Origin of the sequence: Kitasatospora sp. NPDC093550 (assembly GCF_044764985.1) — a bacterium.
Classification (GTDB): domain Bacteria; phylum Actinomycetota; class Actinomycetes; order Streptomycetales; family Streptomycetaceae; genus Kitasatospora.
In genome coordinates this window covers 1-18,491 of record NZ_JBIWJF010000005.1, presented here as the reverse complement: position 1 = coordinate 18,491, position 18,491 = coordinate 1, and the positions used below count along the sequence as shown (strand labels likewise).

Sequence of the window (18,491 nt, the reverse complement as noted above, 5' to 3'; positions counted from 1 at the left end):
ACCGGTGACGGTCAGTCGCCGAGGACGGCGATCCGCCCGGTGCTCAGCCCGTCGGCGACCCGTTGGACGGCGCCCGCCGCCCCGGCCAGCGGCACCCGGGCGCTCACCAGCGGCCGGACGGTGCCCTGGTCGGCGAGCTTGGTCAGCTCGTCGTGCGCGGCCCGGACGGCGCGCGGGTCGTGGGTGTTGTAGAGGCCCCAGTGCAGGCCCAGGATCGCGTAGTTCTTCACCAGGGCGTGGTTGAGCGCCGGCGCCGGGATCTGCCCGGCGGCGAAGCCGACCACCACGATCCGGCCCTCGAAGGCGATGCACCGGGTGGAGCCGGTGTAGGCGTCGCCGCCGACCGGGTCGAAGACCACGTCCGCGCCGCGCCCGTCGGTGGCCTCCTTCACGGCGGCGACGAAGTCCCGTTCCGTCCGGTCCACCACCAGGTCGGCGCCGAGCGCCCGGGCCGCCTCCGCCTTGGCCGCGCCGCCGACCACGGCGATCACCCGCGCGCCGGCGGCCCGGCCGAGCTGGACCGCCGCGCTGCCGACCCCGCCGGCCGCCGCGTGCACCAGCAGGGTCTCGCCCGCGCGCAGGCGGGCCCGCCGGTGCAGGGCGAACCAGGCGGTCTGGTACCCGATGTGCAGGGCCGCCGCCTCGGCGTCGTCCAGTGCCTCGGGCGCGGGGAACGCGGCCGCGGCGTCCAGCAGCGCGTACTCGGCGAAGGCGCCGTGCGGCAGCACCGGGTTGCCGATCAGCCGCTCACCGCGCCGGGGGCCGTCCGCCACCTCGCCGCACAGCTCCACCCCGGGGGTGAACGGCAGCGGCGGGCGGACCTGGTACTGCCCGCGCACCATCAGCGCGTCCGGGAAGTTGACGGCGGCGGCCCGCACCCGGACCAGCAGCTGCCCCGGGCCGGGCACCGGTGGCGGCACCTCCGCGACGAGCCGCATGACCGCGCTCGGCTCGCCGAGTTCGCCGACCTGCCAGGCCCTCACAGCGCGCCGCCCTTCTCCAGCTCCCGCTGCAGCCGGTTCATCCCGCCGATCCAGCGCTCCGGCTCGGTGGCGCGGACGCGGTAGTACTCGGCCACCTCGGGGTGCGGCAGGATCAGGAAGCGCTCCTCGCCCAGTGCGGCGAGCGTCGCCTCGGCGACGTCCTCGGGCTCCAGGGCGGTCGGGGCGAGCATCAGCTCGCCGAGGGCGCCGGTCGAGGCGAGCATGTCGGTCCGCACGCCCTGCGGGCAGAGCGCGTGGACCTTGAGCCCGCGGTGGCGGTAGGTCGCGGAGAGCCACTCGGCGAAGGCGAGCGCGCCGTGCTTGCTGACCGCGTACGGGGCGGAGCCGAGGCTGGTGAGCAGCCCGGCGGCGGAGACGGTGGCGAGGAAGCGGCCCTCGCCGCGCTCCAGCCAGCGGGGGAGCAGCAGTTCGGCGGCCCGCACGTGCGCCAGCACGTTGACCTCCCAGGCGGTCGCCCAGGCGGCGGCCGGCGCGTCGGCCCCGCCGGAGGGGGCGACGCCCGCGTTGGCGCACCAGAGGTCGATCTCGCCGAGCGCCTCCCGGGCGCCCCCGACCAGCTCGGCCAGGCCCTCGGCGGAGGCGGCGTCCCCGGGCAGCGCCGTGCCGCCGAATTCCGCGGCCACGGTGTCGGCCGCCTCACCGTCCAGGTCGTTGACCACGACCCGGGCCCCGGCGGCGGCGAAGGCCCGGGCCAGTGCGGCCCCGATCCCGCGCCCGGCACCGGTGACCACGACGCCCTGGCCGGCGAACTGCCCGGCGGACTGTCCGGTGGACTGCCCTGCGGGCCGGCCGACGCCCCGGTCGGCGGGCTGCCCGGCGGAGTGCCCGGCGGAGTCGGTGGCCGTCACATGCCACCGCCGAGGGTGACGCCGCCGTCGACGACCAGGGTCTGGCCGGTGATCCAGCCGGCGTCCGGGGAGAGCAGGAAGGCGACCGCGCCCGCGACGTCCTCGGGGACGCCGAGGCGGCCGAGCGGGTAGGCGGCGGCGACCTGCTCCTCGCGGCCCTCGTACAGGGCCTCGGCGAACTTGGTCTTGACCACGGCGGGCGCGACGGCGTTGACCCGGATGCCCTGCGGGCCGAGTTCGGCGCCGAGCTCGGTGGTGAGCCGGATCAGCGCGGCCTTGCTCACGCCGTACATGCCGATCCCGGCGGAGGCGCGGATGCCGGCGATCGAGGCGACGTTGACGATCGAGCCGCCGTGCTCGCCCATCCACGCGGCGTGGGCGCGACGGGTCCAGGCCAGCGGGCCGAGCACGTTGACGGCGATGATCTTGGCGGCGGCGGCTTCGTCGGTCTCCAGGACCGGGCCGTAGACCGGGTTGATGCCGGTGTTGTTGACCAGGTGGTCCAGTCGGCCGAAGGCCTCCAGGGTGCGGGCGATCGCCTCCTCCTGGTGCGCCGGGTCGTCGGCCTTGCCCGCGACGGCGATGGCGTTCTCCGGGCCGCCCAGGTCCTGGACGGCCTCGGCCAGCGGCTCGGGGTTGCGGGCGGTGAGGCAGACCTTGGCGCCGCGGTCGACCAGTTCGCGCGCGATGCCGAGACCGATGCCCCGGCTCGATCCGGTGACGACGGCCACCCGGCCCTTGAAGGAGTGCACCACGGAGCGTCCTGCCTTTCGTGCGAGGATCCGACTACCATCGCTGACTAAGCGCTTGCTCAGCATGGTGTCGGTGCGGGAGCCTGTCAACAGCCCGCCCGCCGGGCGCCACGAGGTGGGCGGAAGCCCAGCGGACGGGCAGGCGGACGGCCCGACGGGAATGCCTGTACGAATTCCGGTTCGCGATCTCTGGGAGGATGGCGCCATGACCAGCACCCCGATGGCCGACCTCTGGCCCACCCTGCCTGGCGCCGACACCCGCCCCGAGGCGGCGTACCGGCTGCTCCAGGCGGCCGTCGAGTCGTTCGCGGAGCGCGGCTTCCACGCCACCACCACCCGGGACATCGCCACCGCCGCCGGGATGAGCCCGGCCGCGCTGTACATCCACTACCAGTCCAAGGCCGCGCTGCTGGCCGAGATCAGCCAGGCCGGGCACGCCGCGACGCTGGCCCTGGTCCGGCGGGCCGTGGCCGGGGGCGGCGGCCCGGCGGAGCGGATGCGGCGGCTCGTCGAGGAGTTCACCGCCTGGCACGCCCGGGCCCGGACGGTCGGCCGGGTGGTCAACTACGAGCTGCACGCGCTGCCCGAGGACGCCTACGCGGTGGTCGCGGCGCTGCGGCTGGACATCGAGCGCGAGGTCAGCGCGCTGATCGAGGCGGGCGCGGCGAGCGGCGGGTTCCAGGTCTCCGAGGTGCGCACGGCGGCCCGCGCGGTCACCTCGCTGGGCATCGACGTCTCCCGCTGGTACACCGACCGCTCCACCGAGACCCCCGAGGAACTCGGCCGCCGCTACGGCGAGTTGGTGCTGCGGATGCTCGGCGCCCGGATCTGATTCCGGGCCGGCCCCCGCCCCCTCCCTTGACCAGCCCCTCGGGCGCGCGCAGACTCGTATACGAAGTACGTGTGCCTCGTAGGCGTACAGCGCCCGGGGCCGGCACGCAGGGTGACACCGCGAGCCCTCCCCGGCGCACTCCCACCGCAGCCCGACACTGCGGATCGAAGCGATTCACCTCCCGGCGGCGACCACGCCCCCCGACCGGCGGCGCCGCCCGGAGCAACCCCCGACCCGGGCCGGACCGGCCGGGTCGTGCCGCCGCCACCGCGCGGCGGCACGGGTACGGCGCGCGCCGCGCCGCCGGCGCGGCCCGGGCGGTCGGAGAAGGGGAGGCGCAGACATGCCCTTCCGACAATCGAGTCCGGTCCGGCCCCGCTTCTGGCTGGAGACGGCCCTGGGCGGGCTGTCCGGACTGCTGTTCCTGCTCACCCTGGTGTGGCCGGAGTGGATCGAGACGCTCCTCGGCGCCGACCCGGACGCCGGCAGCGGCGCGGCGGAATGGCTGGTGGTCGCGCTCGCGGCCGCCGTCACCGCCGCCTGCCTGCTCGCCGCCCGGATCGAGTGGCGCCGGGCGCACCCCGCCCCGGCACCGCGCGGTGAGTGGGGAGGAGGATCGTCATGACGGACATGACACCCGTCACGCACGAGGAGCTCGTCGATCTCGTCCGGCGGGCCCCGCTGAGTTTCTCGGGCACCGTGACCCGGATCGGCGGCACGTCGCTCGCGGCCGTCCCGGTCGAGGCCCGGAACGACCTGACGGCCGTGGTCAGGGTGGACCAGGTGCTGCACGCGCCCGAAGCCTTCCGGCAGCTCGCGGGCAACGAGGTCACCGTTCAACTGGCGGCCGACGCAGGCCCGATGGCGGTCGGCGAAGCGGCCGCGTTCTTCACCCGGGGCATGGTCTACGGCGAGGGCCTGGGCGTCACCGAGGTGGCCAGGCTGCCCGTCGGTGCCGTCCTGGGCCACATCTCGATGGCGGCGGCCTCCGCCGACGAGCTGCCGTTCTCGTCCGTGCAGCGCACCATCCGCAACGAGGACATCGCCGCGCACGCGGCCGAGGCGGACGCCGTGGTGGTCGGCACGGTGACCGGGTTGGAGGACCTCGGACTGGCCGACTTCTCCGAGCACGCCCCGCACTGGTGGCGCGCCGGCGTCAACGTCTCGATCGTCGAGCGCGGTGCCGTCGAGCCCGGACCGGCCGCGTTCGTCTACCCGAGCAGTACGGACATCCGCTGGCGCCAGGTGCCCAACCCGAACGCCGGGCAGGAGGCGGTGTGGCTCCTCCACTCGACGGAGGGCAGCCACCTGGCCGCGTACGCGCCGTTCCGGCTGCTCCACCACGACGACGTCCAGCCGGTGCAGAAGCTCGCCGTGCTGTCAGGTACGGAGGTGAGCTGACATGCCCACCATCAAGGTCGTCAACATCACTCCCAAGGCGCTGAGCGGCGACCGCAGCCTGGACAGTGAGCCCAGCCTCGCGGTCAACCCGGAGAACCCTCAGGAGATGGTCGCGAGCGCCTTCACCCCCGATCCGATGGGCGGCCCGTTCGCCCCGATCTACGTCTCCACCGACGGTGGGGACACCTGGGTGCTGAACAGCGTCGTCCCCGGCAACGGGGGCCGCGGCACCGGGGACATCAGCGTCGGCTTCGGCGGACAGGGCGGCCGGCTCTACACCGGCATCCTGAACGGTGAGACCAGCGACCTGCAGATCCTGCGGATGCCGGACGTCAGCGCGCCCGGTCCGATGGACGAGATCGTCGACCGGAGCGACGAGGACCAGCCCTGGGTCGTCGCCACCACCGTCGCGGCGAACGGGACCGGCGCCGACCGGGTCTACGTCGGCAACAACGACTCCTCCGAGGAGCCCCGGCCCGCCACCGTGGACGTGGCGAGCGACGGCCGCACGGCCACCGGGCAGGCCGACTTCACGACCGTCCGGCTCGACCGGCGCCGGGACACGGTCCACGACGGCCCGCCGATCCGGATCGCGGTCCACCCGGACGGGACGGTCTACACCGCGTACCAGCGCTGGACCGCCTTCAGCCCGACCCGCGTCGTCACCTTCGACGTCGTGGTGACCCGCGACGACAAGGGCGGGATCGGACCGAACCCCTTCGAGGACCTGCTGGACCCGGCCGACGGCGAGGTCGGCCTGCGGGTGGTGGCCGGCCGGAAGGTGCGGTTCAACGTGCAGGTGCCGTCGCTGGGCCAGGAGCGCACCGGTGCGGACCTGGCGATCGCGGTGGACCAGACGGATGCCAACAGCGCATGGATCGCCTGGTGCGACAACCAGGGAGGCAACGCCCCCACCGACTACGTCCTGCACGTGCGGCACTCGGCGGACCGGGGAGCGAGCTGGGCCGTGGCGCACCCGGACGTCGTCAACGGCAAGAACCCGGCGCTGGCGGTCAACTCCGACGGCCTGGTCGGGTTGGTCTACCAGCAACTGGTCCACAACCAGTGGTCGACCGTGCTGGAGCTGACCGACGACCTGTTCCAGACCCAGGAGCGTCTCGTGCTGCACCAGGCTCCGGGTGACGTCCCGCCCGCCGGGTTCAACCTGCCGTACCTCGGCGACTACCTGCGGATGATCACCGTCGGAAGGGACTTCTACGGGATCTTCTCCGGCAACAACACCCCCGACCTGGCCAACTTCCCGGTCGGCGTGACGTACCAGCGCAACGCCGACTTCACCACCCACCAACTGCTCAGCACGGACACCATCACCAGAGTCCCGCCGTCCATCGACCCGTTCTTCTTCCACCGGGCCGCCTGAGCGCACACCCCAGGGCGCCCGCCACGAGGACCCGTGGCGGGCGCCCTGCTGTCGGGCACTGTGGTTCGGGGGTGGGTCAGGCGGCGGACAGGCAGAACTGGACCAGCCCGGCGTCCACGTCGAGGACGATCCGCTCCATCTCCGCCCACGGCGGGTGGAACGGGTTGGGCGAGTGGGCCGCGTCGTTGCCCCACTCGACGGTGAAGCCGAGCACCTTGCCCCGGTGGGGGTCGGTGTAGTGGCGGGCGTAGACGTAGTCGTCGCTGGTCCCGCTGGTCGGGTAGAGGTGGAAGCCGGTCATCGGCTTGTACGGCACGCCGCGCACGCCCTCGACGGCCTGGCAGAAGGCCTCGGCGAGCAGCCGGGCGGTGTCCTCGTCGCCCTTGGGGATGTACTCGGCGTACGCGAGGTCGCCCGGCAGTCCGCGCCTGCCGTCGTACTGGTGGTTGAGGAAGTTCATGTTCGGGTCGACCGACTGGTTGTCGTCGTCGCCCCAGTTGTAGAGCATGTCCTGCGCGTAGCTGTGGACGTCCACGAACCACCTGGTCCGCGGGTGCTGGTCCAGCAGCCAGCGGACGTTGCGGGTCTCCGGTTCGGAGAACGCGCTCGGCCCGCAGTAGAGCATCGGGTGGCACGGGTCGGCCGACACCTGGGGGTTGGCGTTGGGGTCGAAGGCGGTGGCGAAGTCGAAGAGGAAGTCGTAGTTGCGGTTGAGGTCGACCCCGACGCAGGCGGGGTGCGGATTGCCGCCGGCGTTGGCCGGGTTGCGGTTCTTGCGCCACATCGGCGCGACGGTCTGGCTGTAGTTCCGGCCGTCGGGGTTGACCAGCGGGTAGACGACCACGTCCAGTCGGCGGAGCAGCGACTCGACCTGGTCGGCGGTGAACGTGGTGCCGCCGTAGCCGAGGCCGGTGCCGTCCTGGAAGGCCTCCAGGAGGTCGGCGGCGAAGTGGATGAGCACCTCGCAGCTGCCCCATTCGCGGGCGTGCACGCCGCCGATCATCATCACGCAGTCCTTGGGGGCCACCGCGGGCGTGCTGATCCTCAGCGCGTGGGAGGTGCGGCCCTCGTACGTGGTGTCGGGCAGGGTGATGAGCTGGGTGAGGCCGGGGTGGGCGGTGGCCAGGCTGGTCACGGCGGATTCGACCGAAGTGATGTTCAGGTACGGCATGACGGGCCTCCCGGGTCAGCGGGCGAGCTTGGCGGCCAGGCCGTGCGGGACGGCGTCGTCGGCGGCGAACAGGTCGCCGTCGCCGACCTCGGCCTGGGCGGCGCGCCCGGCCTCGCTGGCGTTGCCGATCCGGGTGACCGTCACGTCCTCGCGTTCGAGGGCGGGCACCTGGGCGGCCGTGGCGTAGACGTCGATGCCGATGCTGCCGTCCGCCTCGACGTGCGGTCGTCCGCCGGTGTCGGAGCGGGTTTCGTGCAGCAGTGCGCGCAGGGTCTCCGGGTCCTTGGCGGTGACGCGGAGTCGCAGGACGTCGTCGTGGGATGGTTCGTTCGGAACGGCGGACATGGGGACTTCTTCCCGGGCGCCGACGGAGCGTGACCGGAGCGGTCTCTGGCGGCTCGCTCCGCGGCGCCGTTATCAGAGGATATGTCCGACGTGTACCTCGTATCCTCAGGATGCGTCGCCGCCGTAGAAGGCGTCAAGGGGAGGCTGCGGCATCCCGTCCAGCAGGCTGTCGAGGCCGCGGAGCATCTCGTCGTCGTCGTCGAAGTCGGCGAAGCGGGGCACCAGGGCGCGCAGCCGCGGGTACTCGGCCGCCGACAGCCGGTGCAGGCCCAGCCGCAGGGCCGGGTCCGGTTCCTCCGGGTTGTCGACCACCTGGCGCTTGTCGACCAGCAGGCAGCCGAGGTTCCAGGCGACGAAGGCGCGGTAGACGGTCAGCGCCGTCGGGTCGTCGAAGCCGGCCCGGCCGAGCACCGCGAGGATGTGCTCGGTGAGTTCGAGCACCGGCGCCGGCCGCCGCGTCACCGGGACGGTCAGCGGGCGGGTCGCGACCAGCGGCAGGATCTCGGGGTGGGCGTGCGCGACTTCGGCGAACGCCCGGGCGATTCGGCGCAGTTCCTGCCGCCACTCGGGCTGCTGCGGTTCGGGCCGGCGCCGTTCGGGGTGGTGCCGCTCGGGCCGCCGCGGGCCGCTCGCGGCGCTGGTCCGCAGCCGGGCGTTGACCTCGGTGAAGTAGGCCTCGGTCAGGCCGTCGAGCAGGGCCTCCTTGCCCGGGGTGTAGCGGTACAGGGCCATCGACTCGACGCCCAGCTCGGTGGCCAGCCTGCGCATGGTCAGCGCGCCCAGGCCCTCGCGGTCGACGAGCGCCACGGCGGCCTCCAGCACCTGCGGCCGGCTCAGCCGCCCCCGCTTCTCGGTGCCGTCCCGCTCAACCATGTCCGCACTCCTCCGGATCGCTGCCTGGCAGGGGGGTGTTCTCGACGGGTGTTCCCGACGGATGTCACTCAGCGGATACAAGACCAGGATACAAGGTAGAAATCGGGCATAAACGGGTGCGCCGCCACCGATCCGTCACGGCGGCGCCTGCGCTGGTCAGGCGACCAACAGCCGGACCGCGAGCCAGGCGACCAGGGCCGAGGAGCCGAGTGCGGTGAGTAGTCGCCCGCGCGGGCCGGTCAGTGCACGGCCCAGCAGCGCGCCGCCCGAGGCGAGCAGCAGCTGCCAACTGGCGGAGGCGGCGAACGCGGCGGCGACGAACACCGCCCGGGCGAGGGTGCCGGAGGTCGCGGCGTCCTGGCCCCCGCCGCCGAGCACGAGGGCGGCGAAGTAGAGCACGGTGAGCGGGTTCAGCAGGGTGATCCCGAGCAGGGTGAGGAAGGCCCGGCCGGGGGCGGGAGGGGTCTGCTCGGGCGGCGCGGCGGCCCCGGCCCGGCGGCGCAGCGCGGTGTGGGCGGTGTGGGCGGCCAGGGCGAGCAGTACCAGGGCGGAGCCGATCCGCAGCGGTCCGGCGACCGGTTCGAGCAGGGGCGCGAGCCCGCCGCCGCCGGCCGCCGCGACCAGCGCGTACAGCCCGTCCGCGGCGGCCACGCCGAGGGCGGCGCAGGCGCCGGTGCGCAGCGAGGTCCGCGCGGTGAGCGCGACGACGTAGGCCCCGACGGCCCCCACCGGGACGGCGACGCCGTACCCGGCGAGCAGCCCCGCGACCAGCGCGGCCCTCACGCGCGTGCGGCGTCGGGCCTCCGGGGGCGGCCGGGCCGCTGCTGGACCGGGGCCGGGCGGGCGGCGGCGGTCACGGGCAGCGGGCGGGCGGGGGAGTCGGTCATGGGGGCGATCCTGGCGGCCCGCGCGCGGGGACGGCAAGTGGTTTTCGGGGCGGCGGGTAGCGTGGGCCCGTCCCGCTGGTGACCGTCCCGAGGAGGACCGATGCGCAGTCAGAACGACCCGGTGCGGGCCCTGTTGGCCGAGGCCTGGAGCTCCTGGGCGGAGCGCGGCGCGGCGCTGGACGCCGCGGACTGGGAGCGGCCGACCCGGCTGCCCGGGTGGACCGTCCGCGACCTGTACGCGCACGCGGCGCCGGTGCCGGAGATGTTCACCGGGCTGCGCGCAGCCGTCCTGGTGGGGCCGGCCGAGCTGGCCACGGGCGCCGCGGTCCTGCGTGCCTACAACCGGCCCGGCGGCCTGGCGCACACGGCCGCCGGAGAGATCGCCGAGACGGCGAGGCGGACCGCCGAGGAGGCCGGCCCGGCGGAGCTGATCGCGCGGTTCGGGGTCGAGGGCCCTGCGGGCCTGGCCGCGACGGGCGACCTGGCGCCGGGGACCGTGGTGGCGCACCCGTTGCTCGGCAGCGTGACGGTCGGCGCGCTGGGCGAGGTGGCACTGATGGAGGCGACGGTCCATCTGCTCGACCTGATCGCGGCCGTCGGCGGCCCGCCGCCCGCCGACGGGGCGCTGCGGGCGACCAGCGCCCTGTTGGCGGAAGTCGCCGACCCGGTGGCCTTCATCGAGGCGGCGACCGGGCGCGGCGCGGCGACGGTGCTCCCGGTCATCCGCTGAGCCGGCCGCAGGCCGAGCCGGTCGTCCGGCCGCCGCGGCCTCGCCCCGGCGGGGTCGGTACGTGCTGGTCAGCAGTATGATCAGCGGTCGGTGTGGTGGCCGGTGTCGGCCCGATCGGGGGGAGTTTCAGTGGACCACGTCCTCAGCATGTGGTGGGTGTTGCCGGTCGTCCTGTACGGCAGCGGATGGATCGTCAAGGACGCCAGGCAGGCGCTGAAGGTGCGGCACGAGCGGAAGATGGAGCTGCTCGCCGCCACCGAGCGGCAGCACGCGGCGCTGGAGGCGGCGAACCGCCCGCCCGAGCCGATCTGCGGCTGCACGCACCACCTGGCCAAGCACGACAAGCAGGGCCGGTGCCACGAGGAGGTCGAGGCCCCGACGGCCTGGGACGCCGACCGCCGCCCGCTGCAGTACGAGGCGCGGCCGTGCAACTGCCAGCAGTACATCGGTCCGGAGCCGCTCGGCACGGTCTTCGCCCAGGAGCTGGTCGACCCGCGCTGATGCCCGCGCTGATGCCCGTGCGGGTGTCGGCGCGGGTGTCGGCGCGGGCCCGGCGGGGTGCCGCTTTAGTGTCATGACCTTTTCAAAGGTGCGGGTTTGCTGTCACGCTGCTGCTTCCGGCCCGCTCCCCACGAGAGGTTCCGATGAGAAGAATCCTGCATGCCCTGACCGGTGCCGCCCTGTTCGCGGCAGCCGGCCTCACGGCGCTCGCCACCCCCAATGTGGCGAGCGCCGCGGACTGCACACCCGCCCAGGTCGTCTCCAACGGCGGTTTCGAGTCCGGAAGTTCGCCCTGGACGGCGCCGAGCGGTGCGATCACCGCCGACAGCGGCCAGAGCGCGCACTCCGGCAGCTCCTACGCCTGGCTCGACGGCTACGGCTCGACCCACACCGACGCGCTCTCGCAGTCCCTCACCCTCCCCACCGGGTGCGGCACCGCGACGCTCGGGTTCTGGCTGCACGTCGACACCGCCGAGACGACCACCAGTACCCAGTACGACAAACTGACCGTCAAGCTGGGCTCCACCACCCTGGCCACCTACTCCAACCTGGACGCCCAGGCGGGGTACGTGCACAAGACCCTCGACGTCTCCGCCCTCGCCGGCCAGAGCGGAACGCTCTCCTTCACCGGCGTGGAGGACTCCAGCCTGCAGACCAGCTTCGTGCTGGACGACATCACCCTGGACGTCTCCGGCGGCGGCACCACCCCGCCCCAGCCCGGGGACCCGACCCGCACCCCGGCCGCGCCCGGGTACACCGTCAACCTCACCAGCGACGCCTCCGGCGGCAGTTGGACCGGGCACGAGAGCGTGACCTTCAGCAACGCCTCGCCGGGCCCGCTGAACGAGGTCTACCTGCGGCTGTGGGACAACTGGCACGGCAGCTGCCCCAGCACCCCGATCACGGTGACCAACGTGACCGGCGGCACGCCCTCCCCGCTCACGGTGAACTGCACCGCGCTCAAGGTCACCCTGCCGGCGCCGCTCGCCCAGGGGCAGAGCGGCACGGTCGGCTTCGACCTCGCCATCACCGTCCCCAGCGGCGCCGACCGCTTCGGCCACGACGGCGCGTACAACTTCCTCGGCAACGCGCTGCCCGTGCTGGCGATACGCGACGGGGCCGGCTGGCACCTCGACCCGTACACCAACAACGGCGAGTCCTTCTACTCGGTGGCGGCGGACTTCACCGTCACCCTGGACCACCCGAGCGGCCTGCTGGTGCCCGCGACCGGCACCTCGGTCGACACCCCCGGCGCGGCCGGCCGGACCGTCACCAAGGCGACCGCGAGCAAGGTGCGCGACTTCGCCTGGGGCGCCGGGCCGTTCACCAAGATCTCCGGCACCTCCGCGGCCGGGGTGAAGGTCAACGTCTACTCGGTGGCGGGGATCAGCAGCACGGACGCCAAGTCGATGCTCTCCACCGCGACCTCGGCCGTCGACGCCCACGCCCAGCGCTTCGGGGCCTACCCGTACGGCGAACTGGACGCGGTGATCGACAACAACTTCTGGTTCGGCGGCATGGAGTACCCGGGCTTCGTGCTCGACCTGGTCAGCACCACCGCGCTCACCCACGAGATCGCCCACCAGTGGTGGTACGGCATCGTGGGCGACGACGAGTACAACGCCCCCTGGCTGGACGAGGCCTTCACCGACTACGCCACCGACCTCGCCCTCGGCAAGACCGGCAACGGCTGCTGGAACAGCGTCTCCTGGGCCTCCTCGGCGGAGAAGATCACCGACTCCATGGCGTACTGGGACGCCAACTCCTCCCGCTACTCCACGGTCATCTACGGCTACGGCAAGTGCGCCCTGCACGACCTGCGGCGGACCATCGGCGACAGCGCGATGACCACGCTGCTGCGGAGCTACGCGCAGGCGCACTGGTACGGCGTCTCCACCACCGCGGAGTTCAAGGCCGCGGCCCAGGCCGCCACCACGGTGGACCTGACCTCCTTCTGGACCCAGCACCGGATCGAGGGCTGAGAAGCGAGCAGACCGCGTTCACCCCGCCGCCCCCGGCCTCCGGCCGGGGGCGGCACCGTTCGGCCCGTCCTGACCTCGGGATCTGTGGTGCGCGCTGCTTGCGCGCGCGTGGGCGCGAACGTTAAAGATGGGGTGTGCTCAGACGCAGGCGCCCGTCCTCGTCGCCCCTCGATCCCGGAGCGCCGGGGCTACGGGAGGCCGGTGGGCTGCGCTCGCTGCTGACCATGCGCAGCCTGGCCGGCCGGGTCCTGGCGGTGGAGTTGGTGATCGTGCTGCTCCTGGTGGCGACCGCCGTCATCGCGATGGTGCTCCAGGCCCGCTCCAGCACCGTCGGCAGCGCCCGGCAGGTGACCCGCGGGGTCGCCGAGTCCTTCGCCCACGCGCCGGGCCTGGTCCAGGCGATCGACGGCCCCGACCCCTCGGCCGTCCTGCAGCCGCAGGCCGAGGCGGTGCGCCGGGCGACCGGCGTGGACTCGATCGTCGTCTTCAACACCTCCTTCGTCCAACTGACCTCTCCGTACCCGGACTACGTCGGCAAGCCCTACTCGCCGCCGCCGTCGGTCGCGCGGGACGTCCTCCCCAAGCTGCTCGCCGGGCAGACCGTCACCTTCGACCTCGACCAGCCCGACTACCGCTCGATCGCCACCGCCGTGCCGGTCTTCGGCCCGGACGGCAGGCCGGAGGCCGTGGTGGCGGTCAACATCACCGTCGGCAGGGTCAACTCGGTGGTCGGTGCCAGCCTGCCGGTGCTGCTCGGCGGGGCCGCGGCCGCCGTGGCGCTGTCCGCGGTCGCCACCGTGCTGGCCTCGCGCCGGCTGCTGCGCCAGACCCGCGGGCTGGGCCCGACCGAGCTGGCCCGGATGTACGAGCACCACGACGCCGTGCTGCACGCCGTGCGGGAAGGGGTTCTGATCATCAGCGGGGACGGCCGGCTGCTGCTGGCCAACGACGAGGCGCGCCGACTGCTCGACCTCCCGCCCGACGCCGAACACCAGCCGGTCGCCGAGCTGGGGCTCGACCCGGAGACCGTCGCGCTGCTCGCCTCCGCCGAGGAGGTCACCGACGGGGTCCACCAGGCCGGCGACCGCTCGCTGGCGGTCAACAAGCGCCCGACCGCCCCGTACGGCGGACAGCCCGGCAGCGTGGTGACGCTGCGGGACTCCACCGAACTGCACCAGCTCACCGACCGGGTGGCCGCCGCCGGGCAGCGGCAGCGGCTGCTCTACGAAGCGGGCATGCGGATCGGCCGGACCCTGGACATGACCCGCACCTCGGAGGAGCTCGCCGAGGTGGCCGTCGGACGGTTCGCCGACACCGTCGCGGTCGACCTCCTGGAGGCCGTCACCCGCGGCGAGGAACCGGCCGGCGCCGAACCGGAGCTGCGGCGCGCCGCCCTGCGCGGCGTGCCCGACGGCGCACCGGCGGGCGGGAGCGTCACCCTCGCGGAGGGCAGCGCGCAGGCGCGCTGCCTGGAGAGCGGCCGCGCCGTCCTGGACTCCGCCGGCGAGCCCTCGGTGATCGCCGTGCCGCTGCTGGTGCGCGCCGACGCCCTGGGCCTGGCGGAGTTCCGCCGCACCGCCGACAGCCCGCCCTTCGTCCCCGACGACCTGCTGCTCGCCGAGGAGCTGGCGGCCCGGGCCGCCGTCTCCATCGACAACGCCCGCCGCTACACCCGCGAGCACGGCACGGCGGTGGCCCTGCAGCACAGCCTGCTGCCGCGCCACCTGCCCCCGCGCACCGCCCTCGACCTGGCCTACCGCTACCTGCCGGCCCACGCCGGCGTCGGCGGCGACTGGTTCGACGTGATCGCCCTGCCGGGCCTGCGGACCGCCCTGGTGGTCGGCGACGTGGTCGGTCACGGCATCGCCGCGGCGGTGGCCATGGGCCGGTTGCGCACCGCGATCCGGAACTTCTCGGCCCTCGACCTCCCCCCGGACGAGGTGCTGGGCCGCCTCGACGAGCTGGTCTCCCAGCTGGACGAGGAGGCCGGCGCCACCGCGATCACCGGCTCCACCTGCCTGTACGCGGTCTACGATCCGACGTCCGGGATCTGCACCCTCGCCCGGGCCGGGCACCTCGGGCCCGCCCTGGTCGGCCCCGACGGCACGGTGGAGTACCCGGAGGTCCCGGCCTCCCCGCCGCTCGGCGTCGGCGGCCACCCCTTCGAGACCGTCGAGCTGCCCATCGCGGAGGGCTCCCGGCTGGTGCTCTTCACGGACGGCCTGATCGCGGACCGCGGCCACGACCTCGACCAGGGCCTGGAGCGGCTGCGATCCGCCCTGACCGGCGGCGCGGACCGCTCCCCGGACGAGCTCTGCGAAACCGTGACCCGGGCGGTGCTGGCGCCGCACCCGGCGGACGACGTCGCCCTGCTGGTCGCCGGCACCGCCCGGCTCGCACCGGACCAGGTGGCCGAGTGGGACGTCCCGATCGACCCGGCGGCGGTCTCGCGGGTCCGCTCGGCCTGCGTCGAGCAGCTCGACGCCTGGGGGCTGGAGGAGATCGCCTTCGGTGCCGAGCTGATCCTCAGCGAGCTGATCACCAACGCCATCCGCTACGGCGCGCCGCCCGTCCGGGTCCGGCTGCTGCGGGACGGCACGGAGTTGGTCTGCGAGGTCTCCGACGGCAGCAGCACCGCCCCCCACCTGCGCTGGGCCGCCACCACCGATGAGGGCGGCCGGGGCATCTTCCTGGTCGCCCAGCTGGCCCACCGCTGGGGCACCCGCTACGAGGCGGGCGGCAAGGTCATCTGGTCCGAGCAGACCCTCCCGTGACGGGTCCCCGGCGGGGCCGGGCGGCTTCGGTGGGGTTCAGCAGGTCGTGCCGGTGGGGACCGGGCGGAGGTCGGTGAGGTAGGCGTCCACGGCGTCGGCGACGCAGGCGTTGCTGCGCCCGTAGGCGGTGTGACCCGGGCCGCGGTAGGTCAGGAGCATGCCGGCGGGGAACTGGCGGGCGAGGCCCTGGGCGTCGGCGTAGGGCGTGGCGGGGTCGCCGGTGGTGCCGACGACGAGGACGGGGGGAGCGCCCTTGGCGTCGACGGTGTGGGGTGCGCGGGCCGTGGCGGGCCACGTGCGGCACACCAGTTCGTCGATCAGGCCGGAGGGCCCGAAGACGCCGGCTTCCCGGTAGGCCTTGTCGAGGGCCTCCCAGTAGGCCTGCGGGTCGCTCGGGTGGGTCACTTCGAGGCAGTTGACGGCGGTGAAGGCGTCGTCGGAGTCGTCGTGCTCGGGGCCGGTCGGCCGGGAGCCGCGTAGCGGGGGCTTCCAGGTGCCGGTGCCGTTGCCGGTGTCTCCGCCCTTGCCCGCGCCTGCCGAGGCGCCCGGGCCCGCGGGCTCGCCCTGGCCCCCGTCGGCGAGCGCCGCGAGCTTGCCGGCGTCGCCGCCGTGGGCGGCCTTCAAGGCCTCGGACAGGTCCGCCCACTGGTCCTCGGGGGTGTACATCGACAGGGTGATCACGCTGTGCAGGGTGCGCAGGTCGACGCGGTCGGCCGTGCCGGTGACGGGCAGCGGGCGCCGGGCGGCCCGCTCGTAGAGGTCGTCGATGAGCCGGCGGATCGCGTCGGGCGTCGCGGCCGGGCAGGTGTCCTTGGCGATCTCGGCGCAGCGCCGGGCGTACTCGTCCACGGCGGCGCGGAAGGCCGCCGACTGCTCCACGGAGCGCTGGTACCAGTCCTTGGACGGGTCGACGGCGCCGTCGAGGACCAGGGCCCGCACGCGCTGCGGGAAGAGCTCCGCGTAGGCGGTGCCCAGGCTGGTCCCGTAGGAGAAGCCGAGGAAGGTGAGCTTCTCGTCGCCGAGCACGGCCCGCAGGACGTCCATGTCACGGGCGGCGTCCGAGGTCCCGACGTGCGGCAGGACGGCGCCGCTGCGGGCCTGGCAGGCCCGGGCGGTGCGGTCGGCGTCGGCGAGCGCCGCCTTGCGCTCCTCGTCGGTCCGGGGGTAGAGCCCGCCGGTGTCCTCGCGGCCTTCGCCGTCGGCCCTGCCGCCGGTGTCCGGGGTGGTGCCGCCCTCGGTGCAGTCGATGGCCGGGGTGCTTCCGGCGACTCCGCGCGGGTCGAAGCCCACGATGTCGAACCGGGCGCGGACGGGTGTGCCGAAGGAGTCCGCCGCGCCGCCCTCCAGCATGGCCACCCCGGAGGCGCCCGGGCCGCCCGGATTGATCAGGAGGGATCCGATCCGCGTGCCGGGGTCCTTGGCGCGGGCCCGGGCGAGGGGGAGGGTGAAGGTCCTGCCGTCGTCGGGGTGGGCGTAGTCCATCGGCACGGTCAGGGAGGCGCATTCCCGGTCGCCGCAGGCGCTCCAGGCCGGCTTCTGCCCGTAGAAGGCGCCGAGCGCGCGGGGTACGGAGTCGTGGCTCCCGTGCGGGGCGGCTCCGGCCGGTCCGTCGGGACCGCATCCGGCGAGGGCGACGGCGCCCAGGACGGCCAGGGACAGCACGAGCGCGGTGCGGTTCCGGGGCGTGGTGAAGGTCATGAGGGTGACTCCCGGGGTGGGGTTTGGCGCCAGCCTGCCCGGGGGTGCCTGAAGATTCGGTGAGGAGGCCCAGGGGGCACCCGTCCCGGCGACGGGGCCCACCGGGTGGCGGGTCGGTCAGCCCAGGGCGATGGGGTCACCGGGCGGGCCCGGTGTTCCAGAGCGCGGTGGGCCGGGCGCAGAATGATCCCGTTGTCCTGATCAGGGTGTCGGAATCGTGGTGTCGGAGGCGTGGTGTTTCGCCGCTGGTGGTTCGTCAGGCTGCTGTCCGTCCCGCCGGAGCAGGCCGGGCGCCGTCCCGGGAGGGGACGGGCCGAGCGGCAGCGGGCCGAGCGGGAGCGGCGGGAGCTGGTGCTGGGCGAGTGGGAGGTGCTGCGCGAGCGGCTCGCCCGGATCGCCGCGCAGCGGGTGACCGCCGCCGGCGAGCTCTTCCGGGCCGCCGAACTGCGGCTCCCCGCCGAGGAGTCCACCGGAGCGGCGCAGTCCGCCGCCCGCGCCGCGTACCTGTGGGCGCTGGAAACCTTCGAGGCCGCCGGGCGGCTGCTGGAGCAGGCCGAGGACCCGCACACCGACCTCCCCGACCTCGCGGCCGCCGTCGTGCTGGCCGAACAGGCCGTCGAGCGGCTCGCCGCCGCGCACGCCCTGCTGGCCGGCCGGCGCGCCGGGCCGCCGGCCGTCCGCTGCTTCTACAACCCGCTGCACGGCCCGGCCGTCCCCGCCGCCGCGCCCGACCGGCCCGGGAGGAAGCAGCGCCAGCGCCCCACCCACGGCGCCCGGGAGGCCGCCGCGGACCGCCGTCCGGCCTGCCGCTCCTGCCGCAGGGCCATCCTGGCGGGCCAGGACCCGGACGTGCTGCCCGCGCTGCTCCCGGCCGGGGCCGCCGACCGAGGCGGCGGCCCGCTCCTGGTGCCGTACTACGCGGTGCCGCAGCAGTGGTCCGCCTGGGCAGCCACCGCCTGTGGCGCCTACGATCCCGACACGCCCGCGCTCGTGCTGCGCGGCGACCACCACCGGCGCCCGCCGCGCTGACGCCGTGGCGCGGCCGCCCCGAGGCCGTGCTGACGTTGCACCGACGCCGCCCGGGGGAGGGGGGATCCCCGGGCGGTGCGACCCCCGGCAGGGCGGGGCGGGCGTGCCCACGGGACCGGGGCCTGCCCCCGTCATGGCCGGCGCGCCTCGGAGACTTCGAGGGACGGGGTGCCGACGTGGAGGTGGCCGGCCCTAAAGCTTGTTGCAGAAGGGCGGAGACAGGGCATTTCTGCTGTATGGGTGGGGTGCTGCGGGCTGAGCCGGTGTGGGTGGAGACGTTCAC

Annotated in this window: 17 protein-coding genes; 9 read left to right on the top strand and 8 right to left on the bottom strand. The window is 74.5% G+C overall.

The window, feature by feature from the left end:
- Positions 1 to 11: 11 nt before the first annotated feature.
- The 3 genes from ACIRD3_RS09195 to ACIRD3_RS09185 all read right to left on the bottom strand — a co-directional run bounded on the left by ACIRD3_RS09195 (position 12) and on the right by ACIRD3_RS09185 (position 2,607).
- A complete protein-coding gene (locus ACIRD3_RS09195; protein ID WP_402213514.1) occupies positions 12 to 983 on the bottom strand; it encodes an NADPH:quinone oxidoreductase family protein in 972 nt (323 codons plus the stop codon).
- Positions 980 to 1,735: an SDR family oxidoreductase gene (locus tag ACIRD3_RS09190; RefSeq protein WP_402214024.1), complete on the bottom strand. Its 756-nt coding sequence runs from the start codon at positions 1,733 to 1,735 to the stop codon at positions 980 to 982. Before ACIRD3_RS09190 ends, ACIRD3_RS09195 begins: the two co-directional genes overlap by 4 nt.
- Before the next feature lie 113 nt (positions 1,736 to 1,848).
- Positions 1,849 to 2,607, bottom strand: a complete 759-nt coding sequence (locus ACIRD3_RS09185; RefSeq protein WP_402213513.1) for an SDR family oxidoreductase — start codon at positions 2,605 to 2,607, stop codon at positions 1,849 to 1,851.
- Positions 2,608 to 2,809: 202 nt separating this feature from the next.
- Between ACIRD3_RS09185 and ACIRD3_RS09180 the strand changes: the two genes are divergently transcribed.
- From ACIRD3_RS09180 to ACIRD3_RS09165, 4 genes are all read left to right on the top strand, one after another.
- Positions 2,810 to 3,436: a TetR/AcrR family transcriptional regulator gene (locus tag ACIRD3_RS09180; RefSeq protein ID WP_402213511.1), complete on the top strand. Its 627-nt coding sequence runs from the start codon at positions 2,810 to 2,812 to the stop codon at positions 3,434 to 3,436.
- A gap of 343 nt (positions 3,437 to 3,779) precedes the next feature.
- Entirely contained in the window at positions 3,780 to 4,061 is a 282-nt protein-coding gene (locus tag ACIRD3_RS09175; RefSeq protein WP_402213509.1) for an ABC transporter permease, read from the top strand.
- Positions 4,058 to 4,837 carry a hypothetical protein gene (locus tag ACIRD3_RS09170; protein WP_402213507.1) on the top strand — a complete coding sequence of 260 codons (780 nt, stop codon included), beginning with the start codon at positions 4,058 to 4,060 and terminating at the stop codon, positions 4,835 to 4,837. Before ACIRD3_RS09175 ends, ACIRD3_RS09170 begins: the two co-directional genes overlap by 4 nt.
- A 1-nt stretch (position 4,838) precedes the next feature.
- Positions 4,839 to 6,218, top strand: coding sequence for a hypothetical protein (locus ACIRD3_RS09165; protein ID WP_402213505.1), 1,380 nt, complete (start codon positions 4,839 to 4,841; stop codon positions 6,216 to 6,218).
- Between the two features lie 76 nt (positions 6,219 to 6,294).
- Here the strand turns inward: ACIRD3_RS09165 and ACIRD3_RS09160 are convergent, their stop codons facing one another.
- From ACIRD3_RS09160 to ACIRD3_RS09145, 4 genes are all read right to left on the bottom strand, one after another.
- Positions 6,295 to 7,389 (bottom strand): M14 family metallopeptidase, encoded by a 1,095-nt coding sequence (locus ACIRD3_RS09160; RefSeq protein ID WP_402213503.1) that lies wholly within the window; start codon positions 7,387 to 7,389, stop codon positions 6,295 to 6,297.
- Between the two features lie 15 nt (positions 7,390 to 7,404).
- The gene (locus ACIRD3_RS09155; protein WP_402213502.1) at positions 7,405 to 7,734 is read right to left on the bottom strand and encodes a hypothetical protein; all 330 of its coding nucleotides are present in this window, start codon (positions 7,732 to 7,734) and stop codon (positions 7,405 to 7,407) included.
- 105 nt (positions 7,735 to 7,839) lie between these two features.
- Complete coding sequence (locus ACIRD3_RS09150) at positions 7,840 to 8,607, bottom strand: TetR/AcrR family transcriptional regulator (protein ID WP_402213501.1); 768 nt, start codon at positions 8,605 to 8,607, stop codon at positions 7,840 to 7,842.
- A 156-nt stretch (positions 8,608 to 8,763) separates the two neighbouring features.
- Positions 8,764 to 9,390 carry a LysE family transporter gene (locus tag ACIRD3_RS09145; RefSeq protein WP_402213499.1) on the bottom strand — a complete coding sequence of 209 codons (627 nt, stop codon included), beginning with the start codon at positions 9,388 to 9,390 and terminating at the stop codon, positions 8,764 to 8,766.
- Between the two features lie 204 nt (positions 9,391 to 9,594).
- Here ACIRD3_RS09145 and ACIRD3_RS09140 point away from each other — a divergent pair, with 204 nt between their 5' ends.
- The 4 genes from ACIRD3_RS09140 (at position 9,595) to ACIRD3_RS09125 (ending at position 15,481) form a co-directional block, all read left to right on the top strand.
- On the top strand, positions 9,595 to 10,224 hold the full coding sequence (locus ACIRD3_RS09140) for a maleylpyruvate isomerase N-terminal domain-containing protein (RefSeq protein WP_402213498.1): 630 nt from the start codon (positions 9,595 to 9,597) through the stop codon (positions 10,222 to 10,224).
- A 147-nt stretch (positions 10,225 to 10,371) separates the two neighbouring features.
- Complete coding sequence (locus ACIRD3_RS09135) at positions 10,372 to 10,725, top strand: hypothetical protein (protein WP_402214022.1); 354 nt, start codon at positions 10,372 to 10,374, stop codon at positions 10,723 to 10,725.
- Positions 10,726 to 10,868: 143 nt separating this feature from the next.
- Complete coding sequence (locus tag ACIRD3_RS09130) at positions 10,869 to 12,707, top strand: M1 family aminopeptidase (protein WP_402213496.1); 1,839 nt, start codon at positions 10,869 to 10,871, stop codon at positions 12,705 to 12,707.
- Between the two features lie 224 nt (positions 12,708 to 12,931).
- A complete protein-coding gene (locus ACIRD3_RS09125; RefSeq protein WP_402214020.1) occupies positions 12,932 to 15,481 on the top strand; it encodes a SpoIIE family protein phosphatase in 2,550 nt (849 codons plus the stop codon).
- Positions 15,482 to 15,517: 36 nt separating this feature from the next.
- On the opposite strand, the gene ACIRD3_RS09120 is transcribed toward ACIRD3_RS09125, so the two are convergent.
- Positions 15,518 to 17,179 (bottom strand): alpha/beta hydrolase, encoded by a 1,662-nt coding sequence (locus ACIRD3_RS09120; protein WP_402213495.1) that lies wholly within the window; start codon positions 17,177 to 17,179, stop codon positions 15,518 to 15,520.
- Positions 17,180 to 17,410: 231 nt separating this feature from the next.
- Here ACIRD3_RS09120 and ACIRD3_RS09115 point away from each other — a divergent pair, with 231 nt between their 5' ends.
- Entirely contained in the window at positions 17,411 to 18,208 is a 798-nt protein-coding gene (locus tag ACIRD3_RS09115; protein WP_402213493.1) for a hypothetical protein, read from the top strand.
- The last annotated feature ends 283 nt before the right edge of the window (positions 18,209 to 18,491 follow it).